Below are 16,437 nucleotides of genomic sequence, written 5' to 3'. Positions count from 1 at the left end.
ATTGACGGGCCACAGAGTATGATTCTTGCCTCGAACGAGAGGGAATGAGATGCAACTGGAAGAGATGGAGGCCAATGCGAGCCGGGCGGTGGCACTGCTCAAGGCGCTGGCCAATGAACGGCGGCTGTTTATCCTGTGTCAGCTGCTGGAGCGGGAACTGTCGGTGGGGGAGCTCAACGAGCGGCTTGGTCTGAGTCAGTCGGCGTTGTCACAACACCTGGCCGTGCTGCGGCGGGATGAACTGGTGGAGACGCGCAAGGAGGCCCAGACGGTCTACTATTCGCTGCGCAGCTACGAGGTGCGCGAGATGATAGGGTTGCTGCACAAGTTGTACTGCAGCGAACAGAAATAAAAAACCGGCACAAAGGCCGGTTTTTTCAGCTTTATCAGCAGACGCTGATTAAGCCATAGCTTTGATCTGGGCAGACAGGCGGCTCTTGTGACGAGCAGCTTTGTTCTTGTGGATCAGGCCTTTGGTCGCCATACGATCCATGATCGGCTGAGCAACAGCGAAAGCGGCAGTCGCAGCAGCCTTGTCGCCGGAGGCGATGGCAGCGATGACTTTCTTCAGGTAGGTACGGGTCATGGAACGACGGCTGGCGTTGTGCTGACGACGTTTCTCTGACTGAAGAGCGCGCTTCTTAGCAGATTTGATGTTAGCCAAGGTAAAACTCCTAAAACTGTCTTAGCGAGTGTATTGAAAAGGCCCGGAAATATGCCTTCTCAACCACATATTGTCAAATGATTTGTGCAAATAAACACCGCCCCCCGGTGGTGTGTCAGGTGGGAGACGGTTAAACTGTCGGCCGATTCTATCAGCATTCTTTTCATTCCGACAGTTCCAGAGGCCTCGTCTTGAGTAAGAAATTGATCAAATCCGGCATGATAGTGTCCGGAATGACGTTGGCGTCCCGCGTGATGGGCTTGGTTCGCGATGTGGTCATCGCCAATCTGCTTGGCGCCGGGGTGGCCGCAGACGTCTTCTTCTTTGCCAACCGCATTCCCAACTTTCTGCGCCGCCTGTTCGCCGAAGGTGCCTTCAACCAGGCCTTTGTTCCCGTGATGACGGAGTACAAGAAAAAGGGCGACGAGAGCGAAGTGCGCGAGTTGCTGGCTGCGGTGGCGGGCACCCTGGGGGGGATCGTTACCGTGGTCACCCTGCTCGGGGTGCTGGGGTCAGGCGTGCTGACCGCCCTGTTTGGCTGGGGCTGGTTCTGGGACTGGCTGCACGGCGGGCCGGCGGCCGAGAAGTTCGAGATGGCCAGCCTGATGCTCAAGATCACCTTCCCCTACCTCTGGTTCATCACCTTTACCGCCATGGCGGGGGCCATTCTCAATACCTTCGGCCGCTTCGGGGTCTCCTCCTTTACCCCCATCTTCCTCAACATCACCATGATTGCCGCCGCCTGGTGGATTTCCCCCTGGCTCGACAATCCCGAGCTGGCGCTGGCCATCGGTGTCTTCCTCGGCGGTCTGGTGCAGTTCCTGTTCCAGTTCCCCTTCCTGCGCCAGCTCAACATGCTGGTGTGGCCCAAGTGGGGTTGGCACCACCCGGGTGTGGTGAAGATCCGCACCCTGATGATCCCGGCCCTGTTCGGGGTTTCGGTCAGCCAGATCAACCTGCTGGTCAACACTATGCTCGCCTCCTTCCTGGCGACCGGTGCCATCAGCTACCTCTATTACTCGGATCGGCTGCTGGAGTTCCCGCTCGGCATGTTCGGCGTCGCCATCAGCACCGTCATTCTGCCGGCGCTGGCCAAGAAGCACGTGGATGCCGACCCGGCCGACTTCTCCCGCACCATGGACTGGGGGGTGCGGATGGTGATGCTGCTCGGCCTGCCGGCCATGGTGGGCATCGCCGTGCTGCGCGAGCCCATCCTGCGGGTACTGTTCATGCGCGGCGAGTTCGGCCTGCACGAGGTGAGCATGTCGAGCGCCAGTTTGCTGGCATCGACCACGGGTTTGCTGTCGCTGATGCTGATCAAGGTGCTGGCACCGGGCTACTACGCCCGCCAGGATACCCGCACGCCGGTGCGGATCGGGATGATCTCGATGGCGGCCAACATGGTCTGCAACCTGCTCTTCATCTATCCGCTTGGCTACGTGGGGCTGGCCCTCTCGACCGCCTGCTCGGGCACACTGAACGCGGCTTTGCTGTTCAGGGGGCTTCATCAGCAGAGTGTCTACCGCCCGTCCCGTCACACCGGGATGTTCTGTCTCAAGCTGCTGACCGCCAGCCTGCTGATGGGGGGCGTGCTCTTGTACCTCTCTCCGGATCTGGCCCAGTGGGGCGCCTGGCACATGAGCAAGGCGACCATGCAGCTGGCCATGCTGCTGGTCGTGGGGGGCGCCATCTATGCCGGTGTCCTGCTGGCGCTTGGGATCCGGCCAAGAGATCTGAGAGCGGGGCGGGACGACTGAGTCAGCCCCTGCGGCGAGATAGCCCCACCTGAACCTGTTGTCGGGGCGGAGCGGCTGAAATCGGGTCAGCAACAGGGCTGACCCGGCGTGCCGCCTGATATATAATCCGGCGATTTTCATAGCAGCAAAGCACAAGGCACTGATGGAGCTTATCCGCGGTATTCACAATATCAAGCCCCGTCACCGGGGGTGTGTATTGACCATTGGCAACTTTGATGGGGTCCATCAGGGTCATCATGCCGTGCTGGCTCGCTTGCAGGAAAAGGCCGCCCAGCTCGGCCTGCCTGCCTGCGTCATGCTGTTCGAACCCCAGCCGCTGGAGCTGTTTGCCGGGGCCGCGGCGCCGGCCCGCCTCAGCCGCCTGCGGGAGAAGTACGAGGCGCTCAAGGGGATGCAGATCGATCGCATGCTCTGCGTGCGCTTCAACCACCGCTTTGCCGAGCAGTCCGCGGACACCTTCATCGAGCAACTGCTGGTGGAGAAACTCGGCGTGCACTATCTGGTGGTCGGCGACGATTTTCGCTTCGGCAAGGGGCGGGAAGGGGACTTCCACCTGCTGGAGGAGGCCGGCCGGCGCTTCGGCTTCGAGGTGATCAGCACCCAGAGTTTCCAGTTGTCCCGTCAGCGGGTGAGTAGCACGCTAGTGCGCGAGGCCCTCGCGGCCGGCCGGATGGCGGAGGTGGAGCTGATGCTTGGCCGTCCCTATACCATCAGCGGTCGAGTGGCCCACGGTGAAAAGCTGGGCCGCACCATAGGTTTTCCCACCGCCAATCTGGCCCTCAAGCGTCAGGTGATCCCGGTCGGTGGCGTGTTCGCGGTGGAAGTGATATGTTCCGGCAAGACCTTCCCCGGTGTCGCCAATGTGGGTGTACGGCCGACCTTGAGCGGTACACAAGCCAGATTGGAAGTACATCTATTTGATTTTTCTGGCGACCTTTATGGTCAACAGGTCAAGGTGCTGCTTCGCCACAAGCTGCGCGAAGAGCAGAAGTTTGCCTCTTTCACCGCCTTGAAAGAGCAGATCGAACGAGATGCCCTGGCGGCCCGAGCCTGGTTCGGGCTGCCACAATTTCATTTACCCAGCACTCTTTTAGAAAAGAAGGGAACCCAGGACTGATGAGCGACTATAAACACACCCTGAATCTTCCGGAAACCGAGTTTCCGATGCGTGGCGATCTGGCCAAGCGCGAACCCAACATGCTGAAACGTTGGTACGATCAGGATCTTTACGGCGCCATTCGCCGCGCCAAAGCGGGCAAGCCTTCGTTCATTCTGCACGATGGCCCCCCCTATGCGAACGGCAGCATTCACATCGGTCACTCGGTCAACAAGATCCTCAAAGACATCATCATCAAGTCCAAGGGCCTCTCCGGCTTCGACTCCCCCTACGTGCCGGGCTGGGACTGCCACGGTCTGCCCATCGAGCTGAAAGTGGAAGGCATGGTCGGCAAGCCGGGCGAGAAGGTTTCCGCCGCCGAGTTCCGCGCCGAGTGCCGCAAATATGCCAAGACCCAGATCGAAGCGCAGAAGACCGACTTCATCCGTCTGGGCGTGCTGGGTGACTGGGAACACCCCTACCTGACCATGGATTTTGGCACCGAAGCCAACATCATTCGCTCCATGGCCAAGATCGTTGAAAACGGCCACCTGCACAAAGGCTCCAAGCCGGTGCACTGGTGTACCGATTGCGGCTCCGCGCTGGCTGAAGCCGAGGTGGAGTACTACGACAAGAACTCCCCCTCCATCGACGTGCGTTTCAAGGCCGTCGACGAAGCTGCCGTTGCCGCCAAGTTTGACTGCGCCGAAGGCCACACCGGCAAGGGGCCCCTCTCTGCCGTGATCTGGACCACCACCCCGTGGACCCTGCCGGCCAACCGCGCCATCGCCATGCACGCCGATCTCGACTATGCACTGGTACAGGTCGAGGGTGACAATCCCGAGCGTCTGATCCTGGCCGCTGAGCTGGTGAAGGACGTGATGGATCGCGCCGGCATCGAGCACTTCCACAACCTGGGCTACGCCAAGGGGGCGGCGCTCGAGCTGCTGCGCTTCAACCACCCCTTCTACAGCTTCGACGTGCCTGTGGTGCTGGGTGATCACGTCACCCTGGACGCCGGTACCGGCGCGGTGCACACCGCCCCTGGCCACGGTCAGGAAGACTTCGTGGTCGGTCAGAAGTACGGTCTGGAAGTGGCCAACCCGGTTGGCAGCAACGGCGTCTATCTGCCGGATACCGAACTGTTTGCCGGCCAGCACGTGTTCAAGGCCAATGCGGCCGTGGTCGAGGTGCTGACCGAGCGTGGCGCCCTGCTGCATCACAAGGTGTTCAACCACTCATACCCGCACTGCTGGCGTCACAAGACCCCGATCATCTTCCGTGCCACCCCCCAGTGGTTCATCAGCATGGAGCAGAAGGGTCTGCGCAAGCGTGCCCTGGAAGAGATCGAGCGCATCGAGAAAGAGGGCATTGCCCAGCATGGCCAGAGCGGCTGGGTGCCGGCCTGGGGCAAGAACCGCATTCAGGCGATGGTCGAGAACCGTCCTGACTGGTGTATCTCCCGTCAGCGTACCTGGGGCGTGCCCATCTCCCTGTTCGTCCACAAGGATACCCAGGCGCTGCACCCGGATTCCGTGCGCCTGATGGAAGAGGTGGCCAAGCGGGTCGAGCAGTCCGGTATCCAGGCCTGGTGGGATCTGGACAAGGCCGAGCTGCTGGGCGCGGACGCCGACAACTACGAGAAAGTGCCCGATACCCTGGACGTCTGGTTTGACTCCGGCTCTACCCACGCCTCCGTGGTCGACGCCCGTCCCGAGTTCAACGGCAAGCCGGCCGACATGTATCTGGAAGGCTCTGACCAGCACCGTGGCTGGTTCATGTCCTCCCTGATGATCGGCGTCGCCATGAAGGACAAGGCACCCTACAACCAGGTGCTGACTCACGGCTTCACCGTGGACGGTCAGGGCCGCAAGATGTCCAAGTCCATCGGCAACGTGGTGAGCCCGCAAGATGTAATGAACAAGCTGGGTGCCGACATCCTGCGTCTGTGGGTCGCCAGCACCGATTACACCGGCGAGATGACCGTCTCCGACGAGATCCTCAAGCGCTCCGCCGACGCCTATCGCCGTATTCGCAACACCGCCCGCTTCCTGCTGGCCAACCTGAACGGCTTCAATCCGGCGACCGACATGGTGGCACCGGCCGACATGGTGGTGGTGGATCGCTGGGCCGTGGGCCGTGCCAAGGCGGTACAGGCCGAGATCGTGGCGGCGTTCGACGAGTACAACTTCCACGGCGTGACCCAGAAGCTGATGCAGTTCTGCTCCATCGAGATGGGCTCCTTCTATCTGGACGTCATCAAGGATCGTCAGTACACCGCCAAGGCCGACAGCCTGGCCCGTCGCTCCTGCCAGACCGCCCTCTATCACATCGCCGAGGCCATGGTGCGCTGGATGGCGCCCATCATGAGCTTCACTGCCGACGAGATCTGGGCCCTGCTGCCGGGCGAGCGCGGCGAGTTCGTGTTCACCGAGGAGTGGTACGACGGCCTGTTCGGGCTGGAAGCGGGCGAAGTGCTGAACGACGAGTTCTGGGCCGAGATCCTCACCGTGCGCGGTGAAGTGAACAAGGCGCTGGAAGTGGCCCGTGGCGAGAAGCGCATCGGCGGTTCTCTGCAGGCCGAACTGACCCTGTTCGCCAAGCCTGAGCTGGCGGTGCGTCTGAACGCCCTGGCCGATGAGCTGCGCTTCGTGCTGCTCACCTCCAAGGCCAAGGTGGTCAGCGTCGATGCCGCACCGGCTGAGGCCGTGGCAACCGAGCGTGATGACCTGTGGCTGAGCGTGGCCCAGTCTGCCGCCGCCAAGTGCGACCGCTGCTGGCACCATGTGGAAGACGTGGGCACCATCGCGGGTCACGAAGAGATCTGTGGCCGCTGCGTCACCAACGTCGAGGGTGACGGCGAAACTCGTCAATTTGCCTGATGAACATGACTCACCATAAAAGCGGCCTGCGTTGGCTGTGGCTGGCAGTGCTGGCCTTTGTACTGGACCAGGCGAGCAAGCTCGCCGTGGTCAAGCTGCTGCCATTTGGCTACCCGGGGGTGGAGATCACCCCCTTCTTCAACCTGGTCCATGTCTACAACAAGGGGGCTGCTTTCAGCTTCCTGGCCGATCAGGGCGGCTGGCAGCGCTGGTTCTTCGCGGTGCTGGCGTTTGCCATCTGCGGCTTGCTGATCCACTGGCTGCGCAAGCAGTCCGTCACCCAGCGCTGGAGCGGCATCGCCTACAGCCTGATCATCGGCGGGGCGCTCGGCAACGTGTTTGACCGGCTGGTGCTGGGCCATGTGGTCGACTTCCTCGACTTCTACTGGCAGCGCGCCCACTGGCCGGCGTTCAACCTGGCCGACAGCTTCATCTTCATCGGTGCCGCTATGATCGTGCTGGACGGCTTGCGTGGCGAGAAAAAACAGGACGCGAACTCATGAGCCAGCTGATTGCTGCGGACAGCAGCGTACTGTTCCATTTCTCCATCAAGCTGGAAGATGGTTCGGTGGCCGACAGCACGGCGCTGCACGGCAAGCCGGCTCGTCTGCGGATGGGAGACGGCAGTCTGACGCCGAGCTTCGAACAGTGCCTGCTGGGGCTGCGCGAGGGGGAGAGCAAGAGCTTCACCCTGGCGCCGGAAGAGGCGTTCGGACTCTCCAACCCCGACAACATCTACCATCTGGACCGCGCCAAGTTCGGTGCCGATGTGGAGCCGAAAGTCGGCACCATCATACTGTTCGACCAGCCCAACGGCAGCGAGCTGCCGGGTATCGTCCGGGCGGTGGCAGGGATGTCGGTGACGGTCGATTTCAACCACCCCCTGGCCGGTCACACCGTCACCTTCGAGGTGGAGATCCTGGGGGTTGATGACGAGGAGAAGGTGCACTGATGGATATCCTGCTGGCTAACCCCCGTGGCTTCTGCGCCGGTGTCGACCGTGCCATCAGCATCGTCGAGAGCGCGCTGGAGAAGTTTGGTGCCCCCATCTATGTCCGTCATGAAGTGGTGCACAACCGCTACGTGGTGAACAAGCTCAAGGAGGCGGGTGCCGTCTTCGTCGAGGAGCTGGATGAGGTGCCGGACGACAGCATCGTCATCTTCTCCGCCCACGGCGTCTCCAAGGCGGTGCGCGAGATGGCCAAGTCCCGCGCCCTCAAGGTGTTCGATGCCACCTGTCCGCTGGTGACCAAGGTGCACATGGAGGTCCATCGCGCCAGTCGCAAGGGCTCCGAAGCCGTGCTCATCGGCCACGCCGGCCACCCCGAGGTGATCGGCACCATGGGGCAGTACGAGAATCGCGAGGGCGGCATGTATCTGGTGGAGACGCCGGCAGACGTGGCCAGGCTCAAGGTGAAGAACCCGGACGATCTCTGCTTCGTCACCCAGACCACCCTCAGCGTGGACGAGACCTCGGACGTGATCGATGCGTTGCGTGCCCACTTCCCCAAGATCCAGGGGCCGCGCAAGGATGACATCTGCTACGCCACCCAGAACCGCCAGGATGCGGTGCGGGAGATGGCCGGGCTGGTGGACGCCATGCTGGTGGTGGGATCGCGCAACTCCTCCAACTCCAACCGCCTGCGGGAGCTGGCCGAGAAGGTGGGCGCCAAGGCCTACCTCATCGACGACGCCTCCATGATCGAGGCCGGTTGGCTGGCGGGAGTAGAGGCGATCGGTGTCACCGCCGGTGCCTCCGCCCCCGAGGTGCTGGTGCAGTCCGTCATCACCCGTCTGCGCGAGCTGGGCGGCAAGGTGGTGGCCGAACACCCCGGTCGTGAAGAGAACGTGGTGTTTGAAGTGCCGCCGGAACTGCGCATCCTGTGAGTGATGCGTCCCTTGCGGGACTACACAGTCTCTGATTGAGCCACCTCCAGCGAGGTGGCTTTTTCATGGGTGATTCTTATGGCTCTTGTTGGCCGCTTTGCCGTGAGATCGCAGCGAAATTTGATGATGTATGTCCAAGATTTGAGTAGATTGAATTGCAAGCGAAGGTTCGCGGCCTAGACTGCTGATGAACTTATCACCGGCTTGATGGCAGATGGATGTGCAGCCGGCCCCCCGACAAAATCAGAGCGAAACAGGATGTTTTTGCGTTCAGGTTTTAGCCTCATCGAGCTGATGGTCACCATTGCGCTCGTCTCTATCCTGCTGACGCTGGGAGTCCCCTCCTTCAGCGCGATAATGCGCAACATGACGTTGACTAGCCAGGCCAACAACTTCGTGGCCGCCATCAACCTTGCCCGCTCCGAAGCCATTCGCCGCAATACGGCGGTCACTCTCTCCGCCTCCACCAGCAATCTGACCCAGAACCACTGGGAATCAGGTTGGCAGATCTGGGTCGACAGCAACGGCAACGGCACCCTGGACAACGGCGAGTTGCTGCGACTCTTTCCCGACATGGGAGCAGGCACCCTGGTCAGCAATACGTCGCTGGTACGTTTCAGTGGCAATGGCTTTCTCGATGGTCGCACCCAGGCGGCGCTGGTGTTTTCCCTGCAGCCGCCCGACTGCGCTCAGGAGGCATCGCGCGACATCACGATCACCCCGGCCGGCCGCCCTTCAATCACGGAGACCAGCTGCATATGAAGCACCAGCAAGGCGTCTCGCTGCTTGAAATCATGATCGCCGTGCTGGTGTTGTCGATCGGCATCCTCGGCATGGCGACCCTGCAGTTGCAGGCACTCAAGAGCAACCAGTCGGCCCTGACCCGGACCGAGGCGACCCAGTTTGCCTACATGATCACCGACATGATGCGGGCCAACCGCAGCGCGGCTCTGCTCGGCCAGTACAACGTCGGCCTGGGGGAGGCGGTCTCCGGCAGCTCGATGGCGATACAGGACGTGCAGTACTGGAAACAGGCGCTCGGCGGCCTGCCCGGCGGTGATGGGGCCATTGCCGTGAGTGCCGGACAGGCGACCATCACCATCCAGTGGGATGCCAGCCGGCTGGCCACCGAGCCTGCGCTGCGCAGCATGACCCTGAGGACGGATCTGTGAACGGGCGGCGCACCTTGCCGCGCCAGGCCGGTGTCGGTCTGGTGGAGGTGATGATCGCCCTGCTGCTGTCGCTGCTGACGGTCGGGGTCATCATCCAGGTGCTGCTTGGCAACCACAAAACCTACCTGACCGGTGAAGCCATCGCCCGGGTGCAGGAGGACAGCCGGTTTGCCGTCAACCTGCTGCAACAAGAGCTGCGGATGGTGGGCTACCAGGGCTGCCTCAGCAAGCAGGGGGTCAACATCACCAATACCCTCAACGGGGCGACGGCGTTGCCCTACAACTTCACCGTCTATCTGCGCGGCTATGACAATGTCACGGCGACGCTGCCTGCGCCGCTGTCGGCCCTGTTTACCGCGGCCGAGCCCAAACCCAAGCCGGGAACCGACGTGCTGCTGGTGCAGGGGCCTACCGGCAGCGGTGTGCCGGTGACCCGCAACAACAGTGCGGCCCAGCTGTTCGTGCAGCAACTCTCCAGCAAGGCCAACTACTGCGGCACTGGCAAACAGGGCTACAGCGACCTGTGCGAGGGGGACATCGTCATGGTCTCCGACTGCCAGAAGGCGCGGATCTTCCAGATCACCCAGACCCAGGTGGTGGGGGGCGGCAGCGAGGTCAACATCGGCCACTCCAACGACAACAAGTACACCCCAGGCAATGCCGTCAGCTCCTGGGGTGGGGCCAGCAGCCCGGTCGAGGAGCGCTTCGGCGCCGGTTCGGTATTGAGCCGGATGGAAACCCGGGTCTATTACATCGCCCGTCCCTCGGCCGGCGCGCCCTATGCCCTCTATCGCAAGAGCGGGCTGGGAGCAGGCATACCGCTGGTGGACGGGGTCACCGACATCCAGCTGACCTTCGGTGAGGATCAGAATCGGGATCGGGCGGCGGATCGTTACGTGAGTGCCGCCAGCAACCCGAACTGGGACAACGTGCTGGGGATCGGCGTTCAGCTGTTGATTCGCAGCAACCAGGGTAATGTGGTGTCGGATCCGCAGGCCATCAGTTTCGCCGGCTCGACCTTCCAGGCAACCGACAGCCACTGGTACTGGGTGGCCGAAACCACGGTCGCCTTGCGCAACCGGCTGCCATGAGGAGGGGGGCATGATGGGGCGACAAGGGGGAATGGCACTGGTGATCAGCCTGATTTTTCTCGCGGTAGTGAGCCTGCTGGCGATGGCCAGCATGCAGAGCGCCCTGCTGCAGGAGAAGATGGCGGGCAACCAGAAGGAGTCGCAACAGGCGCTGCAGGCGGCGGAGGCGGCACTGCGCGCTGCCGAGCGCTATCTGGAGGCAGGCAACTCAGGCCCCTACGACAACAGCGCCGGCCTCTATGAGTTCGTCAGCGTGGCGGTGGATCCCGCTTCTCCCTCCACGGCCTGGCGTACCTATGCCAATAGCGGGCTGGCGGGACGGGCCCCAGAGTACTTCATCGAGCGGCTGCCCTACACCCAGAGCAGCAACGAGAGTCTGGCGGTGGACGAGCCAATCAGCGAGCGCCGTCTTTATCGCATCACGGCTCGGGGATTCGGCCTCTCGGACGAGAGCCGGGTGCTGTTGCAATCGACCTACAGCCGCTAGGAGGGAACCATGCGTGCATCTGGCTACGGATTTTGTGCCCTGTTGCTCTGCAGCCAGGTGCAGGCGGCGCTCGACATCGCCCAGGTTCCCCTCTATCTCGGCACCCGGGCCGAACCCAACATCATGTTCAGTCTGGATGACTCCGGCTCGATGCACTTCGAGCTGATGCCGGAGGATTTGATCGAAAACAGCGCTCGCTACGTCTATCCCCGTGCCGACAACGTCTATGGCAGCGAGGACTATGACAACCGGACCGTGACCTTCACCAGCAACAACGATCGCAACGCCTACACCCGCTCGAGCAACAACAACAAGCTCTACTACAACCCCTTGCTGAGCTACCGCCCATGGGCCAAGGCGGACGGTACCCTGATGGCGAATGCCAGCATCAGCTGCGCGCCGCACAACCCCTTCAACACCGCCGCCGGCTGCCGTGATCTGACCAAGAACAACCGCTCGAAGTCGTTGCGCTACTACACCGGGTTCTCCTCCAGCGACTACAACGATGACGAGACCTTCTGGCCCGCCGTCTATTTCGCCTACAAAGGCAGCGGTGACGTAAAGAGGGCGAGCAGCTATACCCGGGTCGAGATAAAGTCCGGCAGCACCTATGGCGGGCGCCCCAATCGCAACGACTGCAAGAGTGCTCCTGTCTGTACCTATGAGGAGGAGATCCAGAATTTCGCCAACTGGTACACCTACTATCGCTCCCGGATCCTGGCGGCCCGGGCCGGGGTCGGTCGTGCCTTCGCCAGTCAGGGACAGGCCCTGCGGGTGGGGTTTGCCACCATCAATGCCAGCGGCAGCGTGATCCGCGGGGTGGCGCCCTTCTCCGGCACCGATCGCAGCGCCTTTTTCAGCGACCTCTACAGCCGCGACATTCCGGCCGCCGGCACGCCGCTGCGCACCAGCCTGAAGGATGTGGGGGAGTATTTCTCCCGCACCGACAACAATGGCCCCTGGGCGGCCAGCGCCGGCAGCACCTTGCCCCACCTCACCTGCCGGCAGAGCTACAACATCCTGATGACCGATGGCTACTGGAACGGGGATACCCCCTCGGTGGGGGATCTGGACAAGGATGGCTACAGCAATACCCTGGCCGACGTGGCCTACAAGTACTGGAAAACAGACCTGCGTGCCGATCTGGCCGACAAGGTGCCGACCAGCACGGCAGATCCCGCCAACTGGCAGCATCTGGTCAACTTTACCGTGGGGCTCGGGGTCAACGGGTCGCTCAATCCGGCCAACGGCATCCCGAACAGCTGGCCCAATCCCCATGATCCGGATGACAAGGAGTACAAGAACGCGACCTACATTCCGGAGTACAAGATAGATGACCTGTGGCACGCGGCGCTCAACAGCAAGGGCAGCTTCTTCAGCGCGGGTGATCCCGACGTCTTTGCCGCGGCCCTGAGCAGTACCCTGGCCCAGATTGCGGCACGCAACAGCTCCGCCAGTTCGGTGACCGCCAACGCCACCCGGCTGGACAGCAATACCCACATCTATCAGGCCCGCTACAACAGTGGCGACTGGTCCGGGCAGCTCATCTCCATTCCGCTCAACAGCGACGGCTCGCTGGGCAACATGGCCTGGGATGCCGCAACCCAGATCCCTGCCCATACCGCCCGCAGCCTCTTCACTCGCCAGAACGGGGTCGGCATTCCCTTCACCTGGGCCGATCTCAACGCCACCAATCGCGCCCTGTTCAACCTCGCCGGTGACAACCAGGGGGAAAACCGGGTCGCCTACTTGCGTGGTGATCGCAGCCGTGAGCAGAGCAATGGCGGCCTGTTCCGCAGTCGCAGCGACCTGCTGGGGGACATCATCAACTCGGACCCCGTCTATGTCGGCAACCGGGACTACGGCTATGGCAGCGCCACCGGCCTGACCCAGGCCGAGCGGGAGGGCTACCAGAGTTTCCTTGGCTCGACGGCCATCAGTCGCCGTACTCCCATGCTCTACGTGGGGGCCAACGACGGCATGCTGCACGGTTTTCGGGTCGTCAACGGGGTGGAGACGCTGGGCTACATCCCGGCCAGCCTGTTGGGGGATCTGAGCCTGCTGACCAAGCCGGATTACAGCCACCGCTACTATGTGGACGGTACGCCCAAGGTGGGGGATGCCTATCTTGGCAGCAGCTGGAAAACCGTGCTGCTGGGGTCGACCGGAGCTGGAGGCAAGGCGGTCTTTGCCATCGACGTGACGGCCCCCGACAACTTCACTGCCGACAAGATGTTGTGGGAGTTTACCAATGCCGAGATGGGGGTAGCGCTGGCTGCGCCGACCCTGGTCCGGGTTAAGTCCGGCAACAAATGGGTGGCGCTGGTGGCCAACGGCTACAACAGCACCAGCCAGACCGCTCGGCTGTTTGTGCTGGATCTGGCGACCGGCGCCGTGATCAAGGAGATAGATACCCAGGTGGGCTCGGCCAGCGAACCCAATGGCCTCTCATCCCCCCTGCCGGTAGACGAGGACGGTGATCGGGTGGCGGACTATGTCTATGCCGGCGATCTGCAGGGCAATCTGTGGAAATTCGACCTGACCGACAACAACAGCGCCCAGTGGGGGAGCGCCTTCAAGACCGGCAACAAGCCAAAACCGCTGTTTCAGGCGTGCAACGGGACCTGCTCTGCCAGCACGCGCCAACCCATTACCATGCGTCCGTTGGCCATCCGCCATCCCAAGGGGGGCATCATGGTGCTGATGGGAACCGGCAGCTATTTCACCAATGACGACAAGCTGTTGCCGGCAACCCCCAGGCTGGAGGCCGTCTACGGCATCTGGGATGCGGGGGCGACCGTGCTCGCCAGCCAGTTGCAGCAGCAGAGCATCACCCACGAATACTCCGCCAATGGCACCACCATCAAGTTCAACGTGAGGGTGGTCTCCAACACGGCGGTCAACTACACCAGCCAGAAAGGGTGGTATCTGGTACTGAAGTCCCCTGCGTTGAGCAAGGGGGTAGGGGAGCGAGCCGTTTCGGAGATGCTCTACCGCAACAAACGGCTGATTTTCAATACCCTGATCCCCTCGGCGGATGCCTGTGACTTTGGTGGGCGCTCCTGGCTGATGGAGCTGGATCCCGTCTCGGGGGCGCGTCTGAGCTACTCGGTGTTCGACGTCAATGGCGATGGGGCCGTCAACGATGACGACTATGTGGGGATCAAGGACGGCAGCGGCAACGACATCAAGGTGCCGGTCAGCGGCAAGCAGTTTGACGAGCTCACCACGACGCCGAGCGTGGTGGAGGATGCCGACATGGAACGCAAGTACATCAGCGGTTCCAGCGGCAATATCTCGGTCACGCTGGAAGAGGGGGCGGGTGACCTTGGGGGTCGCCAGTCCTGGTTGCAACTGGAGTAGAGGTGGAGATGGCGCGTGGATTTTCCCTGCTGGAGCTGATGATTGCGGTAGCCGTGATGGCGATTCTGACCCTGATTGCCTACCCCAGCTACAACAGCTACATGGCATCGGCCAAGCGGGCCGAGGCCAAGGCGGCGCTGCTCGAGGCGGCGCAATACATGGAGCGGCAGTTTACCGCCGACGGCAACTATGATGGCGGCAATCTGGCCTCAGCCGGACTGGCCACCTTGCCCAGGGATGGCGGGGCTGCCTATTACAATCTGGCGCTCAATGCCAGCGGTGCCCGCTATACCCTGACGGCGATCCCGACCGGAGTGATGAACGGCGATCCCTGCGGCTTGCTGACTCTGGATCAGGGGGGACAGCAGGGGGTGTCGATGGCCAGCATGACGGCCGCCGAGTGCTGGTAATACGTTACCAGCAGGCGGCCGGGGTCTTGATGTCAGCCTTGTTGAGGGTGAGGGTATCGCAGGCGGTGCTGCCACTCTTGTCACCCACCTGCGCTCCCTTGCTGGTGGCGATCAGGGTGTAGGTGGTTGCGGTAGCCCCGGAGATGGTGAAGTCATAGTAGCTGCTGGTGGGGTTGCCCACCTGGGACGGGGTCGTGCCGTAGCTGGTGTTGGAGACTCTGAACTCTTCCTGTTTCAGCTGCATGCTGAGCAAGCCCTTGAACGCCTCGGCTCGACGGGATTTGCGCAAACCGTCGCTGAAACTGGGGTAGGCGATGGATGCAATGATGGCGACGATGGCGACTGCAACGAGCAGTTCCAGCAGCGTGATTCCGGACTGTTTGGCTTTCATGGGGCGGCATGCTTCGTGAAACAGGTTGATACTATAGGATAGTACTGACGGTGTGCTCTACTGGCATGTGCAAAAAGAAAGGAGTCTTGAACGATGGAAGGCAGAAAGGGCAGATCCGCCGGTTTTACCCTGATAGAGCTGATGGTTGCCCTGTCTCTGGTCGCTCTGCTGCTGACCGTTGCGATTCCCAGTTATCAATCACTGCGCCAGGAGCAGATGGTCAAGGCCGCCACCCAGGCGGTGTATACGGATGTGATGTTGCTGAAGTCCGAGGCCATCAAGCGTAATCGCACCCTGCAATTCATCATCTTCAACAGCGGCACCAGCAATTGGTGTTACCGCATTTTTATTGATGGCAGCTGCAACAGTTGTAGCGATCACTGTTCCATCATTGAGGGGCGCAAGGGGGGCGATGCCAGTGAATATCCCGGTATCAGCCTGGTTGCCAGCTACAGTGAATCGTCGAGCAACATCAGGCCCCTGAGTATCTCTCCCAGAAGGTCTTCCTTGACGGCGGGGAATATTGCCATCTCATCCGGTACCTATTCCATGCAGGTCAAAACCAACAATGTCGGGCGTGTGCGTACCTGTGGTGTCAGCAATGTCAGTGGGGTGCCTGCATGTTGAGAGCGCCAAGGGGATTCAACGTGGTGGAGCTGATGGTTGCCATGGTCGCAGGCCTGCTGCTGGTCGCCGCGGTGACATCCTTGTTCGCCACCATCCTCAGGGTCAATCAAACCTCCATGCAGGTGAGCCGCCTCAATCAGGAGCTGCAGAGCGTCACCGACATGATCGCCCGTGATGTGCAGCGCACCGGTTATGATCAGGGGGCGACAGCCTTTCTCGGCGCGGCATCGGGAGCCAGATCTCCTTTCTATTTCGATACCAGCAGCGATCTGATGAATGAGACGGTCACTGGCTCCAAGATTTATCGCTGCATCCGGCTGAAATACGATGATGATAACAACGGCGTGCTTGGGGCTGATGAAACCTATATCTACAGCTACGACAGTGCCGACAAAGGGGTACAGCTTGGCACCACTTGCAGCACCGGCAGCCTGCTGAGTACCGACAATACCATCGAAATTACGGATCTCACCTTCTCGCTGTTGAGTGGCAGCGTCTCGTCAGGTGCACGGACGGTGCGGCTGAACATATCGGGCCAGTTCAAGGCCAACACCGCACTCAAACTCACTCTGCAGCGTGATATCAAGCTGCGCAACGACGGGTATTGATG

The 16,437-nt window shown here is 61.6% G+C and carries 17 protein-coding genes; 15 read left to right on the top strand and 2 right to left on the bottom strand.

The annotated features are described in order from the left end of the window. The first annotated feature begins 49 nt into the window (after positions 1 to 49). Positions 50 to 352 carry an ArsR/SmtB family transcription factor gene (locus G5134_RS00365; RefSeq protein WP_005308804.1) on the top strand — a complete coding sequence of 101 codons (303 nt, stop codon included), beginning with the start codon at positions 50 to 52 and terminating at the stop codon, positions 350 to 352. A 48-nt stretch (positions 353 to 400) separates the two neighbouring features. Here the strand turns inward: G5134_RS00365 and rpsT are convergent, their stop codons facing one another. Then, positions 401 to 664, bottom strand: coding sequence for a 30S ribosomal protein S20 (gene rpsT / locus G5134_RS00360; RefSeq protein ID WP_005308808.1), 264 nt, complete (start codon positions 662 to 664; stop codon positions 401 to 403). 191 nt (positions 665 to 855) lie between these two features. Here rpsT and murJ point away from each other — a divergent pair, with 191 nt between their 5' ends. The 12 genes from murJ (at position 856) to tppA (ending at position 14,809) form a co-directional block, all read left to right on the top strand. Next, positions 856 to 2,421 (top strand): murein biosynthesis integral membrane protein MurJ, encoded by a 1,566-nt coding sequence (murJ, locus tag G5134_RS00355; protein WP_017780266.1) that lies wholly within the window; start codon positions 856 to 858, stop codon positions 2,419 to 2,421. Between the two features lie 142 nt (positions 2,422 to 2,563). Beyond that, positions 2,564 to 3,538, top strand: a complete 975-nt coding sequence (gene ribF, locus G5134_RS00350; protein ID WP_017763993.1) for a bifunctional riboflavin kinase/FAD synthetase — start codon at positions 2,564 to 2,566, stop codon at positions 3,536 to 3,538. Further along, complete coding sequence (ileS, locus tag G5134_RS00345; RefSeq protein WP_017780265.1) at positions 3,538 to 6,399, top strand: isoleucine--tRNA ligase; 2,862 nt, start codon at positions 3,538 to 3,540, stop codon at positions 6,397 to 6,399. Before ribF ends, ileS begins: the two co-directional genes overlap by 1 nt. Then, the gene (gene lspA / locus G5134_RS00340; RefSeq protein WP_065018302.1) at positions 6,399 to 6,902 is read left to right on the top strand and encodes a signal peptidase II; all 504 of its coding nucleotides are present in this window, start codon (positions 6,399 to 6,401) and stop codon (positions 6,900 to 6,902) included. Before ileS ends, lspA begins: the two co-directional genes overlap by 1 nt. Continuing rightward, positions 6,899 to 7,351 carry an FKBP-type peptidyl-prolyl cis-trans isomerase gene (fkpB, locus tag G5134_RS00335; RefSeq protein ID WP_065018301.1) on the top strand — a complete coding sequence of 151 codons (453 nt, stop codon included), beginning with the start codon at positions 6,899 to 6,901 and terminating at the stop codon, positions 7,349 to 7,351. The genes lspA and fkpB overlap by 4 nt, the downstream gene beginning before the upstream one ends. Then, complete coding sequence (ispH, locus tag G5134_RS00330) at positions 7,351 to 8,286, top strand: 4-hydroxy-3-methylbut-2-enyl diphosphate reductase (protein ID WP_017782214.1); 936 nt, start codon at positions 7,351 to 7,353, stop codon at positions 8,284 to 8,286. The genes fkpB and ispH overlap by 1 nt, the downstream gene beginning before the upstream one ends. Positions 8,287 to 8,544: 258 nt before the next feature. Then, a complete protein-coding gene (gene tppE, locus G5134_RS00325) occupies positions 8,545 to 9,048 on the top strand; it encodes a type IVa pilus pseudopilin TppE (RefSeq protein WP_010635136.1) in 504 nt (167 codons plus the stop codon). Next, positions 9,045 to 9,458, top strand: a complete 414-nt coding sequence (gene tppB, locus G5134_RS00320; RefSeq protein WP_005308826.1) for a type IVa pilus pseudopilin TppB — start codon at positions 9,045 to 9,047, stop codon at positions 9,456 to 9,458. The genes tppE and tppB overlap by 4 nt, the downstream gene beginning before the upstream one ends. Further along, a complete protein-coding gene (locus G5134_RS00315; RefSeq protein ID WP_065018300.1) occupies positions 9,455 to 10,549 on the top strand; it encodes a PilW family protein in 1,095 nt (364 codons plus the stop codon). The genes tppB and G5134_RS00315 overlap by 4 nt, the downstream gene beginning before the upstream one ends. Positions 10,550 to 10,559: 10 nt before the next feature. Continuing rightward, entirely contained in the window at positions 10,560 to 11,036 is a 477-nt protein-coding gene (locus tag G5134_RS00310; protein WP_005308830.1) for a pilus assembly PilX family protein, read from the top strand. A gap of 9 nt (positions 11,037 to 11,045) precedes the next feature. Then, positions 11,046 to 14,399: a pilus assembly protein gene (locus G5134_RS00305; protein WP_065018299.1), complete on the top strand. Its 3,354-nt coding sequence runs from the start codon at positions 11,046 to 11,048 to the stop codon at positions 14,397 to 14,399. An 8-nt stretch (positions 14,400 to 14,407) separates the two neighbouring features. Beyond that, a complete protein-coding gene (tppA, locus tag G5134_RS00300) occupies positions 14,408 to 14,809 on the top strand; it encodes a type IVa pilus pseudopilin TppA (RefSeq protein WP_010635132.1) in 402 nt (133 codons plus the stop codon). Between the two features lie 4 nt (positions 14,810 to 14,813). Here tppA and G5134_RS00295 read toward each other — a convergent pair whose 3' ends face one another. Further along, entirely contained in the window at positions 14,814 to 15,200 is a 387-nt protein-coding gene (locus G5134_RS00295) for a type IV pilin protein (protein WP_005308836.1), read from the bottom strand. Positions 15,201 to 15,293: 93 nt separating this feature from the next. Between G5134_RS00295 and G5134_RS00290 the strand changes: the two genes are divergently transcribed. After that, positions 15,294 to 15,827 carry a GspH/FimT family pseudopilin gene (locus G5134_RS00290; RefSeq protein ID WP_065018298.1) on the top strand — a complete coding sequence of 178 codons (534 nt, stop codon included), beginning with the start codon at positions 15,294 to 15,296 and terminating at the stop codon, positions 15,825 to 15,827. Positions 15,828 to 15,847: 20 nt separating this feature from the next. Beyond that, entirely contained in the window at positions 15,848 to 16,435 is a 588-nt protein-coding gene (locus tag G5134_RS00285) for a PilW family protein (RefSeq protein WP_065018297.1), read from the top strand. Positions 16,436 to 16,437: the final 2 nt, after the last annotated feature.

The organism is Aeromonas sp. 600276, assembly GCF_049175815.1.
In the GTDB taxonomy this organism is placed as follows: Bacteria; Pseudomonadota; Gammaproteobacteria; order Enterobacterales; family Aeromonadaceae; genus Aeromonas; species Aeromonas dhakensis.
This window is presented reverse-complemented; position numbering and strand designations above follow the sequence as displayed.